Origin of the sequence: Lysobacter sp. Root76, assembly GCF_001428685.1 — a bacterium.
In the GTDB taxonomy this organism is placed as follows: domain Bacteria; phylum Pseudomonadota; class Gammaproteobacteria; order Xanthomonadales; family Xanthomonadaceae; genus Lysobacter.
The window spans coordinates 89590-104073 of the sequence record NZ_LMIK01000004.1; the positions used below are offsets into that span (position 1 = coordinate 89590).

The window sequence follows — 14484 nt, forward strand, 5'->3', positions numbered from 1 at the left end:
GCATGGACAGCGACGTAGCCAGCCCGGTATGCGTTAGCGCCGCCGACCTGTTGGCGGCGCAGGCGCGCCTGCGGCGTTACCTGGACCCGACGCCGCTGCACCACGCCGAACGTTTCGGCTGCTGGTTGAAGCTGGAAAACCTGCAGCGCACCGGTTCCTACAAGGTGCGCGGCGCACTCAACGCCCTGCTGGCCGGGCGCGAACGCGGCGATCACCGCACCGTGATCGCCGCCTCCGCCGGCAATCATGCGCAGGGCCTGGCCTGGGCCGCGTATCGGCTGGGCGTCAACGCGATCACGGTGATGCCGCGCTGCGCGCCGCAGACCAAGATCGCCGGCGTCGCCCACTGGGGCGCCACGGTGCGCCTGCATGGCGACAGTTACGACGAGGCCAAGGCCTTCGCGATCGAACTGGCCGAGCAACACGACTACCGCCTGCTGTCGGCCTTCGACGATCCCGACGTGATCGCCGGCCAGGGCACGGTCGCGCTGGAGATGGCCGCGTTCGCGCCCGATGTGGTGCTGGTGCCGATCGGCGGCGGCGGTCTGGCCGCCGGCGTGGCGATGGCGCTGAAGTCGGAACTGCTGTCCGGCAGCGCCGCAGCGCGCCGCGTGCGCGTGATCGGCGCCCAAGTGGAAGGCGTGGACTCGATGGCGCGCGCCCTGCGCGGCGACCGTAGGCTGATCGAGCCGGCCGCGACCCTGGCCGACGGCGTGCGCGTAAAAGACCCCGGCCGCCTGACCGAGCGCGTGCTCAGCGAACTGCTGGACGACGTGGTGATCGTGCGCGAAGCCGAGCTGCGCGAGACCCTGGTCCGGCTGGCATTGGAAGAACACATCATCGCCGAGGGTGCGGGCGCGCTCGCGCTCGCGGCCGGCCGCCGCATCGCCGGCAAGCGCAAATGCGCGGTGGTCTCCGGCGGCAACCTCGACGCCGGCGTACTGGCGCGGCTGCTGTCGGAAGTGCGGCCGCGCGCGCCGCGCCGTCCGCGCCGGCGCACCCGCGAGACGCCCGCGTACGAGGCCGCCTCGGCCGAAAGCGCCGCCGTCAAAGACGACGTCTATCGGCTGGCACGACTTAGAACCGGGCTGTCGCCGCAAGCGCGCACGGCCCACACGCCCTCCCTTGCCCCGCACCCCACTTTGATCGAGGACGTCCCCGCATGAACCCGTCGCCCGGACCGGTAGTACCGATAGACCACGCCCCGCAGCACATCGCCATTTTCGACACCAGCCTGCGCGACGGCGAGCAGTCGCCCGGCTGCAGCATGAGTTCCAGCCAGAAGCTGCGCTTCGCCCATGCCCTGGCCGAACTGGGCGTGGACGTGATCGAGGCCGGCTTTCCAGCCAGCTCCGGCACCGAGATCGAAGCCGTGCGCGCGATCGCGCGCGAAGTGCGCGGCTCGACCCTGGCGACCCTGGCGCGCTGCCACGTCGGCGACATCGAGGCCTGCGCGCAGGCCCTGGACGGCGCCGGCAAGCCGCGCATCCACGTCTTCATCTCCACCAGCCCGCTGCATCGCGAGCACAAGCTGGGCCTGAGCCGCGAGCAGGTGCTGGAACGCGCGGTGATGGGCGTGGAACTGGCGCGCCGCTACGTCGACGACGTCGAGTTCTCGGCCGAGGACGCGCTGCGCACCGAGCCCGAGTTCCTGGCCGAGATCTGCAGCGCGGCGATCGCCGCCGGCGCGCGCACCCTGAACATCCCCGACACCGTCGGCTACACCACGCCCAGCGAAATCCGCGCCCTGTTCGAGTACCTGCGCGCGAACGTGCGCGACGCCGAACACGCCGTCTTCAGCGCCCACTGCCACAACGACCTGGGCCTGGCGGTGGCCAACAGCCTGGCCGCGATCGAAGGCGGTGCGCGCCAGGTCGAATGCACGATCAACGGCATCGGCGAGCGCGCAGGCAACTGCGCGATGGAAGAACTGGTGATGGCGCTGCGCGTGCGCGGCGGCTACTACAACGCCCAGACCCGCATCGACACGCGCCGGCTGGTGCCGACCTCGCGCCTGCTGTCGCGCATCACCGGCATGGCCGTGCAGCGCAACAAGGCCATCGTCGGCCAGAACGCGTTCGCGCACGAGTCCGGCATCCATCAGCACGGCATGCTCAAGCACCGCGGCACCTACGAGATCATGAATCCCGAGGACGTGGGCTGGGCCCAGTCGCAAATGGTGCTGGGCCGCCACAGCGGCCGGGCCGCGCTCAGCGACCGCCTGCAGACCTTAGGCTTCGTGGTCGACGAAGCGCGCCTGAACGCGGTATTCGCCAGCTTCAAGGCGCTGGCCGACAAGAAGCGCGAAGTCTTCGACGCCGACCTGGAAGCGCTGGTGCTGGGCGCCGACGCACGGGCCGCGCGCGGCCATCGCCTGGCCCGCGCGCACGTCAGCACCGGCATCGCCGGCGACAGCCTACCGACCGCGAGCGTGCAGCTGGTCGATCCCGACGGCGTCGCGATCAGCGAAGCCGCGGTCGGCGACGGTCCGGTGCATGCGCTGTTCGCGGCGCTGGCGCGCGCGACCGGCGTGCAGTTGCAGATCGACAGCTACCACGTCTCCAGCGTGACCACCGGCGACGACGCCCAGGGCCAGGCCAGCGTGACCGCACGCGTGGACGGGGCCGAGCTGACCGGCTCGGGCACCAGCACCGACATCCTCGAAGCCAGCGCGCTGGCTTGGCTGGACGTCGCCAACCGGGTGCTGCGCACGCGCCAGCAGGCGCCGCAGCGCCTGGCCGCAACCGCCTGAGCGCGACCGCCCGATCACGACCGCCTGAGCCGCTCCAACCCAACAACGCCACAGCCATAACGCCAAAGCAGACCCCATGACCACGCCCAGAACCCTGTTCGACAAACTGTGGGACGCCCACCTGGTCACGCCCGAGACCGAGGCCGTGCCGGCGGTGCTCTACGTCGACCTGCACCTGATCCACGAAGTCACCACGCCGCAGGCTTTCGCCGAACTCGACGCGCGCGGCCTGTCGCCGCGCCGCCCCGATCTGACCAAGGGCACGCTCGACCACTCCACTCCGACCCTGCCGCGCGGCGCCGACGGCCGCCTGCCCTACTACACCGAGGAAGCCGAGCGCCAGGTCGACACCCTGCGCCGCAATTGCGCGCGCCACGGCATCGAACTGTTCGACTACGACAGCCCGCATCGCGGCATCGTCCACGTGATCGGACCCGAACTGGGCCTGACCCAGCCCGGCATGACCATCGTCTGCGGCGACAGCCACACCGCCACCCACGGCGCATTCGGCGCGCTGGCCTTCGGCATCGGCACCAGCGAAGTCGGGCATGTGCTGGCGACCCAGTGCCTGCTGCAGCGCAAGCCGCGCACGCTGGCGATCAACATCGAAGGCGGACTCGCGCCCGGCGTGGGCGCCAAGGACCTGATCCTGCACGTGATCGGCGAGATCGGCGTCAACGGCGGCACCGGCCAGGTCATCGAGTACCGCGGTTCGACCGTGCGCGCGCTGTCGATGGACGAACGCATGACCGTCTGCAACATGTCGATCGAAGCCGGCGCGCGCGCCGGCCTGATCGCGCCCGACCAAGTGACCTACGACTATCTGGCCGCGACCCGGCGTGCGCCGCAGGGCGCGGACTTCGAGCGTGCGGTCGCGCGCTGGAGTGCGTTCGTAGGCGACGAGGGCGCGCGCTTCGACCGCGAAGTGCATATCGACGCCAGCCAGATCAAGCCGACCCTGACCTGGGGCACGCACCCGGGCCAGGTCGCCGCGGTCGATGCGCAGCTGCCGGTCGCGCAGGACGCCGACGCCGCCAAGGCGCTGGCCTACATGGGCCTGAGCGGCGGCGCGGCCCTGGCCGGCGCGCCGGTGGACGTGGTCTTCGTCGGCAGCTGCACCAACTCGCGCCTCACCGATCTGCGCCAGGCCGCGCAGGTGCTGCAGGGCCGGCGCGTGCATCCGCGCGTGCGCATGCTGGTGGTGCCCGGCTCCGAGCAGGTCAAGCGCGAGGCCGAGGCCGAGGGCATCGACCGCATCGTGCGCGCGGCCGGCGCCGAATGGCGCGAGCCGGGTTGCTCGATGTGCATCGCGATGAATGGCGATCTGGTCGGCCCCGGCCAGCTCGCGGTATCGACCAGCAACCGCAACTTCGAGGGCCGCCAGGGCAAGGGCGCGCGTACGCTGCTGGCCTCGCCGCTGACCGCGGCCGCCTGCGCCATCGCCGGCGAGGTCACCGATCCGCGCGCCTACCTCGGCGATGCCGTAGCCGCGCGGGAGGTGGCCTGATGTCCGCCTTCACCGAACTGACCTCGCGCACCGTGGTGCTGCGCGAACGCAACATCGACACCGACCAGATCATCCCGGCGCGCTTTCTGACCACCACCGAGCGCCAGGGACTGGGCCGTTTCGCGTTCAACGACTGGCGTTACCTCGCCGACGGCACACCCAACCCGGAGTTCGTCTTCAACCGGCCCGAGAACGCCGGCGCGCAGATCCTGATCGCCGGCCGCAACTTCGGTTGCGGGTCCTCGCGCGAACATGCGCCCTGGGCCTTGACCGACCTGGGCCTGCGCGCGGTGATCAGCACCGAGATCGCCGACATCTTCCGCAGCAACGCACTGAAGAACGGCCTGCTGCCGATCGTGCTCGACAACGACGTGGTCGATGAATTGCTGGAACGCCCCGGCATCGAGCTGCGCATCGACGTCGCCAGCCGCAGCGTGATCCTGCCCGGCGGCGCGCGCGTGCAATTCCCGCTGGACGCCTTCGCCCAGACCTGCCTGCTCGAAGGCGTGGACCAGCTCGGCTACCTGCTCAAACAACAACCCGCCATCCAACGCTTTGAGGAACTGCGTCATGCACGCTGAAATCGTCGTACTGCCGGGCGACGGCATCGGCCCCGAGGTCACCGCCGCCGCCGTGGAAGTGCTGCGCGCCGTCGGGCGCCGCTACGGCCACAGCTTCGTCTTGCGCGAGCACCTGATCGGCGGCGCCGCGATCGACGCCACCGGCGAGCCCCTGCCCGAAGCCACCCTGGCCGCCTGCCGCAACGCCGACGCAGTGCTGCTGGGCGCGGTCGGCGGACCGAAGTGGTCGGACCCGAAGGCGAAGGTGCGTCCCGAACAGGGCCTGCTGGCGCTGCGCAAGGGCTTGGGCCTGTACGCCAACCTGCGCCCGGTGAAGCCGCATGCAGCGACCCTGGGCGCCTCGCCGATCAAGCCGCACCTGCTCGCCGGCGTCGATCTGCTGGTGGTGCGCGAGCTCACCGGCGGCATCTACTTCGGCCAGAAGCAGCGCAGCGCCGACAGCGCCAGCGACCTGTGCGAGTACAGCGTGGCCGAGATCGAACGCGTGGTGCGCCACGCCTGCACCCTGGCGCGCAGCCGTCGCGGCCATGTCGTGTCGGTGGACAAGGCCAACGTGCTGGAGACCTCGCGGCTGTGGCGCGAAGTCGCGACCCGCATCGCCCGCGACGAATTTCCGGACGTGAGCCTGGAGCATCAACTGGTCGATTCGATGGCGATGCATCTGATCGCCAAGCCGCGCGCGTTCGACGTGATCGTGACCGAGAACATGTTCGGCGACATCCTCACCGACGAGGCCTCGATGCTGGCCGGTTCGCTGGGCCTGCTGCCGTCGGCGTCGCTGGGCGAAGGCAAGGTCGGCCTGTACGAACCGATCCACGGCTCGGCCCCCGACATCGCCGGCCGCGGCATCGCCAACCCCTGCGGCACCATCCTCAGCGCGGCGATGCTGCTGCGTCATTCGCTGGGTCTGCCCGGCGAAGCCGACTGCATCGAGCAGGCGGTCTCCGCGGTGCTGGAACGCGGCGTACTCACCGCCGACCTGGCCCCGGGCGGGCGCGGAGCGAGCACGGCCGAGGTGACGGCGGCGGTGCTGGCGCAGTTGGAACTGCCGTGCCAGGTGGCGGAATTGCGGGATTGAGGCTGGCGGCCGCGCGGAAAGACGCGGCCGTTCAGCGTTTAAGCGGTGCGGTTGTCGTTGCCGTTGCCGTTGCCGCGGCATTGGAATCCAATGCGCCGCACTCGCCCAATCCCACCCAGACCCGAAGGGCGGCGCGCAGGACGCGCGCCGTTTTTCGAGGAACAGGATGTTCCTTCGAAAAATCCCCGCGCCANCCGCACTCGCCCAATCCCACCCAGACCCGAAGGGCGGCGCGCAGGACGCGCGCCGTTTTTCGAGGAACAGGATGTTCCTTCGAAAAATCCCCGCGCCACCTCCGAACTCGCACGGGAGGGTTGTCAAGGTAAGCCCTTCTCTTTGGTCACTTTCTCTTGGGCTAGCAAGAGAAAGTGACCCGCACGCGCAGCGGGCGGAAGCCTTTGCTTAAGAACGAAACCAGCAAAGCAGCCGAAATTCGCAATCGCGGCTTACGCCGCTCCCACAGAAAGCAGAAAGCGAAGCCAATCCGAATCGAAGCCAGCGCGGTAGCCGGAGTTCGCGGTCGCGGCTCACGCCGCTCCTACCCCAAGGCGAGTGGCAAGAGAAGTGACCCGCATGCGCAGCGGGCGGAAGCCTTTGCTTAAGAACGAAACCAGCAAAGCAGCCGAAATTCGCAATCGCGGCTCACGCCGCTCCCACAGAAAGCAGAAAGCGAAGCCAATCCGAATCGAAGCCAGCGCGGTAGCCGGAGTTCGCGATCGCGGCTCACGCCGCTCCCACAGAAAGCGGAAAGCGGAGCCGATCCGAATCGGAGCCAACACGGTAGCCGAAGGTCGCGGTCGCGGCTCACGCCGCTCCTACCCCAAGGCTAGTGGCAAGAGAAAGTGAGCCGCACGCGCAGCGGGAGGAAGTCGTTGCCCCTCACCTTAGCCCTCTCCCGCAAGCGGGAGAGGGGACATCAGCCAAGCGGGAGCGGGGGTCTCAAGTCGGGAACACTGGTCCTAGCAGGGACACTAGTAAGGAGAGGAGCGAACGCGGACTTACGCCCTCGCCCCCACCTCCGGCGCTTTCACCCTGAACCAAGCCGCATACAACGCCGGCAGGAACAACAGCGTCAGCAAGGTCGCCACCATCAAGCCGCCCATGATCGCCACCGCCATCGGCCCGAAGAAGGCGCTGCGCGACAACGGGATCATCGCCAGGATCGCCGCCAGCGCGGTCAGCACGATCGGGCGGAAACGCCGCACCGTGGCTTCGACGATCGCCCGCCAGGGCTCGTGCCCATCGGCACGATCCTGCTCGATCTGATCGACCAGGATCACCGAGTTGCGCATGATCATGCCCGACAGCGCGATCGTGCCCAGCATCGCGACGAAGCCGAACGGGACCCGGAACACCAGCAGGAACAAGGTCACGCCGATCAGGCCCAGCGGCGCGGTCAGCATGACCATGAAGCTGCGCGTGAAGCTGCGCAGTTGCAGCATCAACAAGGTGAACACCGCGAACACGAACAGCGGCACGCCGGCGATGATCGAGTTCTGGCCGCGCGCCGAATCCTCGACGCTGCCGCCGACGTCGATCGAGTAGCCGTAGGGCAGCTGCGAGCGCAGACCGTCCAGGGTCGGCGAAATCTGGCCCATCACCGTCGCCGGCTGAGTGCCGTCGTAGATGTCGGCGCGCACGGTGATGGTCGGCTGGCGATCGCGGTGCCAGATGATGCCTTCCTCGAAACCGTATTCGAGGGTGGCGATCTGGGTCAGCGGCACCGCGCGGCCGTTGCTGGTCGGCACCATCAGGCTGCCGAGCATGTTGAGCTGCAGGCGTTCCTCGGAGGGGCCGCGCAGCAGCATCTCGATCAGCTCGTTGCCCTCGCGGTAGGTGCTGATGTGCGAACCCGATAGCGAACTGGACAGGAACTGCGACAGCTGCGCCGAGGTGATGCCCAGCGCGCGGGCGCGCTCCTGGTCGACCTGCAGGCGCACGACCTTGTTCGGCTCGTCCCAGTCCAGGTTCACGTTGATCACGTGCGGATTGGCGCGGATCTTCTCGCGCACCTGGTAGGCGATCGCGCGCACCCGGTCGATGTGCTCGCCGGAGACGCGGAACTGCACCGGGTAGCCGACCGGCGGACCGTTCTCCAGGCGCGTCACGCGCAGCTGCAGTTCGGGGAAGCGCAGCACCACGTCCTTGATCACCCACTCGCGGATCGCTTCGCGCGCCTGCACGTCCTTGGGCATCAGCACGAACTGGGCGAAATTGGCGGCCGGCAGCTGCTGGTCCAACGGCAGGTAGAAGCGCGGCGAACCGGTGCCGACGTAGGACACGTAGTTGACCAGGTCCTTGCGTTGCTTGAGCAGCGCTTCCAGGCGCTGCGCCTGCTCGGCGGTCTGGCGCAGCGAGCTGCCTTCGGCCAGCTCCATATCGACCATCAGTTCGGGGCGCACCGAGTCCGGGAAGAACTGCTGCGGCACGAAGCGGAACATGAACACCGACAGGAAGAACGCGGCCACGGTGATGCCGATCACCAGCCAGCGCCGGCGCACGCACCAGGTCACCCAATTGCGGAAGCGGGTGTAGAACTTGCTGGCGTAGGGATCGTGGTCCTTGCCGTCGTGCGGCGCGGGAGCGATGAAGTCGGCGATCGCAGGGTAGCGCTCGGCCCAGCGCGCGCGTTGCGCATGCCAGCGCGCGGCCAGCGAACCGGGCTTGAGCGCGGCGGCGTGGCCGTGGTCGGGCAGCAGCTTGTCGCCCAGGAACGGGATGAACGCGACCGCGGCGATCCACGACACCAGCAACGCGATGGTGACCACCTCGAACAGCGAGCGCGTGTATTCGCCGGTGCTGGAGGCAGCGGTGGCGATCGGCAGGAAGCCCGCGGCGGTGATCAGGGTGCCGGTCAGCATCGGGAAGGCGGTGCTGTCCCAGGCGAACGCGGCCGCACGGATGCGGTCGAAGCCCTGCTCCATCTTGATCGCCATCATCTCGACCGCGATGATCGCGTCGTCGACCAGCAGGCCCAGCGCCAGCACCAGCGCGCCCAGCGAAATCTTGTGCAGGCCGACGCCGAAGAACTGCATCGCGGCGAAGGTCATCGCCAGCACCAGCGGGATCGACAGCGCGACCACCAGGCCGGTGCGCCAACCCAGCGAGAAGAAGCTGACCAGCAGCACGATCGCGACCGCCTCGGCCAGCACGCGCACGAACTCGCCCACCGACTCTTCGACCGCGGCCGGCTGGTCGGCGACCTTGCGCAGTTCCATGCCCGCGGGCAGGGTCTTCTGCAGGCGCGCGAACTCGCTCTCCAGGGTCTTGCCGAGTTTGAGAATGTCGCCGCCTTCCTTCATCGACACGCCGATGCCGATCGCGTCCTCGCCCATGAAGCGCATGCGCGGCGCCGGCGGATCGGAGAAGCCGCGGCGCACGTCGGCGACGTCGCCGAGGCGGAAGGTGCGGTCGCCGACCCGGATCGGGAATTCGCGGATCTGTTCGACGGTCTTGAACTGGCCGCCCACGCGCAGCGGCACGCGGGTGCTGCCGGTCTCGAAGAAGCCGGCCGGGGCCAGCGCGTTCTGCTGGTTCAGGGCCTCGCCGACCGCGCTGGCCGGTATGCCCAGGGTCGCCAGCTTCACGTTCGACAGCTCGACCCAGATCTTCTCGTCCTGGACGCCGAACAGCTCGATCTTGCCGACATCGGCCTGGTCCTGCAGGGCCAGCTGCACGCGCTCGGCGTAGTCCTTGAGCACGGCGTAGTCGAAGCCCTTGCCGGTCAGCGCATAGATATTGCCGAAGGTGTCGCCGAACTCGTCGTTGAAGAACGGCCCGACCACGTCGCTGGGCAGGGTCGGGCGGATGTCGCCGACCTTCTTGCGCACCTGGTACCACAGCGGCTGGATGTCCTTGGAGCGCATCGAATCGCGCGCGCCGAAGATCACCTGCGATTCGCCGGCGCGCGAGTACGAACGGATGAACTCGTACTGGCCGGTCTCCATCAGCTTCTTTTCGATGCGCTCGGTGACCTGGCGCGAGACTTCATCGGCGGTCGCGCCCGGCCACAGGGTGCGGATCACCATGACCTTGAAGGTGAAGGCCGGGTCTTCGCTGCGGCCCAGGCGCACGTAGGCGAGGCTGCCGGCGATGGCCATCACCAGCATCGCGTAGACGATCAGGCTGCGGTGGCGCAGCGCCCATTCGGAGAGATTGAAGCGCATGGCGGCCTCAGCGACCGGCCACGGCGGGGCTTGCGGCGACCGAGCGATTGTCCCGGTCCACCGGCACCACCTTCTGTCCCGCGCGCAGCAGATGGCCGCCGGCGGCGACCACCCAGTCGTTCGCGTTGAGGCCGCTTCGCACCGGCACGCGGTCTTCGCCGTAGGCGCCGATCCGCACCGGCTGCAGCTTCAGGGTCGAGGTCTTGGTGTCGACCACGAACACCGCCGGGGCCTGGCCGCTGCGTTGCAGCGCCGACAGCGGAACGCTCAGGCCGGCATCGACGCCGTTGCCGTTACCGTCGTCGACGATATAGACGCGTGCGCTCTGACCGAGTTCGAGCGTGCCCGCGGGCGCCTCGACCGCGACCCGCGCGGCGTAGGTGCGCGAGGCCGGATCGGCCGCCGGCGCGATTTCGCGCACCGTGCCGGGCCAGCGCTGGCCGGGTTGCGACCACAGTTCGACCATCACCGACCGGCCGGCCTTGAACTGCGCGATCGCGCCTTCCGGTATGGCGAAGGCGATCTCGCGCACGCCGTCGGCGGCGAGCGCGAACACCTGCTGGCCGGCGCCGACCACCTGCCCGGCTTCGGCGCTGCGGCTGGCGATCACGCCGGCGCGCGGCGCGCGCAGCTGGGTGTATTCGGCTTGGTTGCGGGCCACGTCGAGGTTGGCGCGGGCGGCGTTGACCTGGCCCAGCGCGGCCTTGGCCGCGGCGTTCTGCGCGTCCAGGGTCGAGCGGCTGACCAGTTGATCGCTGGCCAGGCGGGCGAAACGCTGCTGGTCGGCCTGGGCGCGGCCGAGCTCTGCTTCGGCGGCGGCCAACTGGGCCTGGGCGGCGCGCGACTGCGCCTGCAGGTCGCCCGGGTCCAGCACCGCGAGCAGGTCGCCGGCCTTCACGTGGGCGCCGACGTCGACCCGGCGCTCGACCAGATTGCCGCCGACCCGGAACGACAGCGGACTTTCCTGGCGTGCGCGGACCTCGCCGGCGAACGCGGTCACCGCCGTCGCACTGGCGCCGGGGTGGGTCACCAGCACCGGGCGCGGCGCTTCGGGCGCAGCGGCGTCGCGACCGCAAGCGGCCAAGGCCAGCGTCAGGACGGCGCTGGAAAGCGCCCATCCGGGGGAAACGGAGCGGCTGCGCATTGCGGGTGACCTCAGGGATAATTAATGTACCTGGCGGTACTGTATAAATATCGAACCCGTTAGTCTAGTATTCCAAGCATGACCGCATCACGCAAAGCCGCTGCCCCGTCCGAGACCGCCAAGACGGCCGGCCCGGGCCGCCCCAAGGACCTGAGCAAGCGCGCCGCCATCCTCGAGGCGGCCTCGAAAATGTTCACCCAGTCCGGCTTCGACGGCACCAGCATGGACCAGATCGCGGCCGAGGCCGGGGTCTCCAAGCTGACCGTCTATAGCCATTTCGGCGACAAGGAGGCCCTGTTCGCCGAGGCCATCAAGACCTATTGCGAGCGCCACCTGCCGCCGATGCTGTTCGAGCCCTCGCCGGCCACGCCGCTGCGCGAGCGCCTGATGACGATCGCCCAGGCCTTCTGGACCATGATCAGCGCGGCCGAGGCGGTCCAGGGCCACCGCATCCTGTGCTCGCCGCAACTGTCGAATACGCCGCTGCCGCGGATGTTCTGGGAAGCCGGCCCGCAGCGCGTGCACGACGAGTTCGCCGCCCTGCTGCGCCGGCGCATCGGTGCCGGCGAGCTGGAGATCGCCGACATCGAGCGCGCCGCGGGGCAGTTCTTCGCCCTGCTCAAGGGCGAGCCGCACGCGCAGATAGTGTTCGGCTACGACGACCCCGAGCCGGCCCTGGTCGACGCCCACCTGCAGGCGTCGGTGGACCTGTTCCTGCGCGCCTACGCCCGCTCCCCGTCCCACCGATAGAACCCAAAGCCCTGGCAAACCGCGAATGACAACAGTCTTGGTGACTTCCGGCACTCAGTCTTCCGCTCCCGCAACCGCCATCCTGTGCCCACCGACTGCCGCGCCAGCCCGGTAGAATTGCAGGTTCAAGCCTGCATTTCGTCCGACGATTACCCTGCGCGAGACTCCGAACTGATGACTACGATCGATTACGCCAAAGCACGTGAACTGATGGTCGAACAACAGGTTCGGCCCTGGGACGTGCTCGACCCGCGCGTACTCGACGTGCTGGCGGCGCTGCCGCGCGAGGCCTTCGTGCCCGCCGAGCACCGCAACCTGGCCTACGCCGACCTGGCCCTGCCGCTGGGCCATGGCGAGTTCACCATGAAGCCGGTGCTGGAAGGCCGCAGCCTGCATTCGCTGGAGCTGGCCCCCAGCGACGACGTGCTCGAGATCGGCACCGGCAGCGGCTATCTGACCGCCTGCCTGGGCCGCCTGGCGCGCGAAGTGACCAGCCTGGAGATCCACGCCGACTTCGCCGACGCCGCGCGCGCGCGCCTGGCCGAGCAGTCGGTGGACAACGCCCAGGTCGTGCTCGCCGATGCCTACGCCTGGCGTACCGACCGCCGCTACAGCGCGATCTGCGTCACCGGTGCGGTCTCCGAGATTCCGCAGCATTTCTTCGACTGGCTGCAGCCGGACGGACGCCTGTTCGTGGTCCGCGGCCGTTCGCCGGCGATGGAAGCGGTGCTGGTGCGCAACGAAGTCAACGCTCGCCGCATCCAATCGTTATTCGAAACCGACCTCCCCTATCTCGTCGGCGCGGCGCCCGCGCCCGTCTTCGAGTTCTGAACCGAACGTCAAGGAAGCCGCATGATCCGCCGCCCACTGGTTCTCGCCCTCGTTCTTGCCTTGCTGCCGGCCGCCGCTTCGGCGGAAGACCTGTTGCAGACCTACGAGCTGGCCCGCAACGGCGACCCGCAGTTGTCGGCCGCCGAATCCAGCCGTCTGGCCACCAAGGAAGGCGCGGTGCAGGCCCGTGCGGCGCTGCTGCCGTCGCTGACCGGTTCGGCGACGCTGAACAAGTCGCGCAACACCGCGCCCAGCTTCACCGACAACAGCGACCCGACCAATCCGGTCGAAGTCTCGGGCAACCTGACGACCGAGACGACCACCCGCAGCTACGGCGTCGATCTGCGGCAGATGATCTACGACCGCAGCCGCTTCACCACGCTCAAGAGCCGCAACGCGCTCAGCCAGGCTAGCGACTTCCAGCTCGAGTCGGCCGGCGACACGCTGATCACGCGCACCTCCGCGGCTTACTTCAATGTGCTGGTCCAGCTGGAAACCCTGGCTGCCGCAGAAGCGGCGGAAACCGCGCTGAAGAAGCAGTTCGACTACGCGTCCAAGCGTCTGGAAGTGGGCCTGGCGCCGATCACCGACGTGCACGAAGCGCGCGCCCAGTACGACAACGCCCGCGCCAACACCATCCTGGTGCGCAACGCGGTCGAGGACGCCTACCAGGCGCTGAGCGAAATCACCGGCCAGCCGATCCGCAACCTCAAGGGCCTGCCGGACGACTTCAAGCCGGCGCTGCCGGAGACGCAGGGCGCCGAAGGCTGGGTCCAGACCGCGATCGAGAACAACCCGGCGCTGCGCGCCAAGGAGTTCCAGGTGCAGTCGGCCGAAGCCGATGTCGAGACCGCGCGTTCGGGCCACTGGCCGACCCTGTATCTGACCGGCGGCTACGACAAGAGCAAGAGCTGGACCGACCGCACCTTCGGCGGCAACACCTTCGAAAGCGACAGCGAAGGCCGCGGCCCCAACCTGGGCATCACCCTGTCGGTGCCGATCTTCGCCGGCGGCGCGACCCAGTCCGGCGTGCGCCAGGCCCTGGCCACCCGCGACGTCGCCAACGACGAGCTCGAGCAGCAGAAGCGCGCCCTGGTGCGCAACGCCCGCAACGCCTACCAGACCCTGGTCGCCGGCGTCAGCGAAGTCGAGGCCCGCCGTCTGGCGCTGGTGTCGGCACGCGCCGCCTACGAGGCTTCGCAGGTCGGCCTGGAAGTCGGCACCCGCACGGTGCTGGACGTGTTGATCAATCAGCAGAATCTGTTCACCGCGCAGCAGGCCTACGCCCAGGCCAAGTACAACTATCTGCAGAACCGTCTGCTGCTGGAACAGGCCGCCGGCACCCTGGACGTCTCCGACGTGCAGGACATCAACCGCCTGCTGACCGCCGAGCCGGCCGCCAAGTTCGACCCCAGCGGCGGCTGATCCAGGCGCTACCGCGATGCGACACGAAAACCGCCGGCTTGCCCGGCGGTTTTCTTTTGTGGGCGATGAACGGGCGAGCGTAACCAACCATCGTAGGGTGCGGTGAGCACAGCGAACCGCACCGCTGCACATGCGTTGCATACGGTCGAACTACGCGAACGCAGCGCATGCTACGAGGCATGGACGCTGGTGGACGCGACGCGACGATGCGGTTCGCAGCGCTCACCGCATCCTACGGGGATGATCCTTT

At 68.9% G+C, this 14484-nt stretch carries 9 protein-coding genes and 1 pseudogene; 8 read left to right on the plus strand and 2 right to left on the minus strand.

The window, feature by feature from the left end:
• Positions 1 to 2: 2 nt before the first annotated feature.
• From ASE10_RS05490 to leuB, 5 genes and pseudogenes are all read left to right on the plus strand, one after another.
• Positions 3 to 998: pseudogene (locus tag ASE10_RS05490) on the plus strand (threonine dehydratase); the annotation flags it as partial.
• Between the two features lie 164 nt (positions 999 to 1162).
• A complete protein-coding gene (locus tag ASE10_RS05495; protein ID WP_055902263.1) occupies positions 1163 to 2752 on the plus strand; it encodes a 2-isopropylmalate synthase in 1590 nt (529 codons plus the stop codon).
• Between the two features lie 76 nt (positions 2753 to 2828).
• Complete coding sequence (gene leuC, locus ASE10_RS05500) at positions 2829 to 4259, plus strand: 3-isopropylmalate dehydratase large subunit (RefSeq protein ID WP_055902266.1); 1431 nt, start codon at positions 2829 to 2831, stop codon at positions 4257 to 4259.
• Positions 4259 to 4840 (plus strand): 3-isopropylmalate dehydratase small subunit, encoded by a 582-nt coding sequence (leuD, locus tag ASE10_RS05505; RefSeq protein WP_055902268.1) that lies wholly within the window; start codon positions 4259 to 4261, stop codon positions 4838 to 4840. Before leuC ends, leuD begins: the two co-directional genes overlap by 1 nt.
• The gene (gene leuB, locus ASE10_RS05510; protein ID WP_055902271.1) at positions 4830 to 5918 is read left to right on the plus strand and encodes a 3-isopropylmalate dehydrogenase; all 1089 of its coding nucleotides are present in this window, start codon (positions 4830 to 4832) and stop codon (positions 5916 to 5918) included. The genes leuD and leuB overlap by 11 nt, the downstream gene beginning before the upstream one ends.
• A gap of 998 nt (positions 5919 to 6916) precedes the next feature.
• On the opposite strand, the gene ASE10_RS05515 is transcribed toward leuB, so the two are convergent.
• The gene (locus ASE10_RS05515) at positions 6917 to 10084 is read right to left on the minus strand and encodes an efflux RND transporter permease subunit (RefSeq protein ID WP_056306395.1); all 3168 of its coding nucleotides are present in this window, start codon (positions 10082 to 10084) and stop codon (positions 6917 to 6919) included.
• Positions 10085 to 10091: 7 nt separating this feature from the next.
• Positions 10092 to 11228, minus strand: a complete 1137-nt coding sequence (locus ASE10_RS05520; RefSeq protein ID WP_056306397.1) for an efflux RND transporter periplasmic adaptor subunit — start codon at positions 11226 to 11228, stop codon at positions 10092 to 10094.
• Between the two features lie 78 nt (positions 11229 to 11306).
• On the opposite strand from ASE10_RS05520, the gene ASE10_RS05525 reads away from it, so the two are divergent.
• The 3 genes from ASE10_RS05525 to ASE10_RS05535 all read left to right on the plus strand — a co-directional run bounded on the left by ASE10_RS05525 (position 11307) and on the right by ASE10_RS05535 (position 14234).
• Positions 11307 to 11978 carry a TetR/AcrR family transcriptional regulator gene (locus tag ASE10_RS05525; protein ID WP_056306399.1) on the plus strand — a complete coding sequence of 224 codons (672 nt, stop codon included), beginning with the start codon at positions 11307 to 11309 and terminating at the stop codon, positions 11976 to 11978.
• Between the two features lie 174 nt (positions 11979 to 12152).
• Positions 12153 to 12809 carry a protein-L-isoaspartate O-methyltransferase gene (locus ASE10_RS05530; RefSeq protein ID WP_056306401.1) on the plus strand — a complete coding sequence of 219 codons (657 nt, stop codon included), beginning with the start codon at positions 12153 to 12155 and terminating at the stop codon, positions 12807 to 12809.
• Between the two features lie 21 nt (positions 12810 to 12830).
• Positions 12831 to 14234, plus strand: coding sequence for a TolC family outer membrane protein (locus tag ASE10_RS05535; RefSeq protein WP_055904121.1), 1404 nt, complete (start codon positions 12831 to 12833; stop codon positions 14232 to 14234).
• Positions 14235 to 14484: the final 250 nt, after the last annotated feature.

Excerpts from the sequence above, each read along its gene's own strand:
- ASE10_RS05495 (WP_055902263.1), top strand. The coding sequence starts at position 1,163 with ATGAACCCGTCGCCCGGACCGGTAGTACCGATAGACCACGCCCCGCAG.
- leuC (WP_055902266.1), top strand. The coding sequence starts at position 2,829 with ATGACCACGCCCAGAACCCTGTTCGACAAACTGTGGGACGCCCACCTG.
- leuD (WP_055902268.1), top strand. The coding sequence starts at position 4,259 with ATGTCCGCCTTCACCGAACTGACCTCGCGCACCGTGGTGCTGCGCGAA.
- leuB (WP_055902271.1), top strand. The coding sequence starts at position 4,830 with ATGCACGCTGAAATCGTCGTACTGCCGGGCGACGGCATCGGCCCCGAG.
- ASE10_RS05515 (WP_056306395.1), bottom strand. The coding sequence starts at position 10,084 with ATGCGCTTCAATCTCTCCGAATGGGCGCTGCGCCACCGCAGCCTGATC.
- ASE10_RS05520 (WP_056306397.1), bottom strand. The coding sequence starts at position 11,228 with ATGCGCAGCCGCTCCGTTTCCCCCGGATGGGCGCTTTCCAGCGCCGTC.
- ASE10_RS05525 (WP_056306399.1), top strand. The coding sequence starts at position 11,307 with ATGACCGCATCACGCAAAGCCGCTGCCCCGTCCGAGACCGCCAAGACG.
- ASE10_RS05530 (WP_056306401.1), top strand. The coding sequence starts at position 12,153 with ATGACTACGATCGATTACGCCAAAGCACGTGAACTGATGGTCGAACAA.
- ASE10_RS05535 (WP_055904121.1), top strand. The coding sequence starts at position 12,831 with ATGATCCGCCGCCCACTGGTTCTCGCCCTCGTTCTTGCCTTGCTGCCG.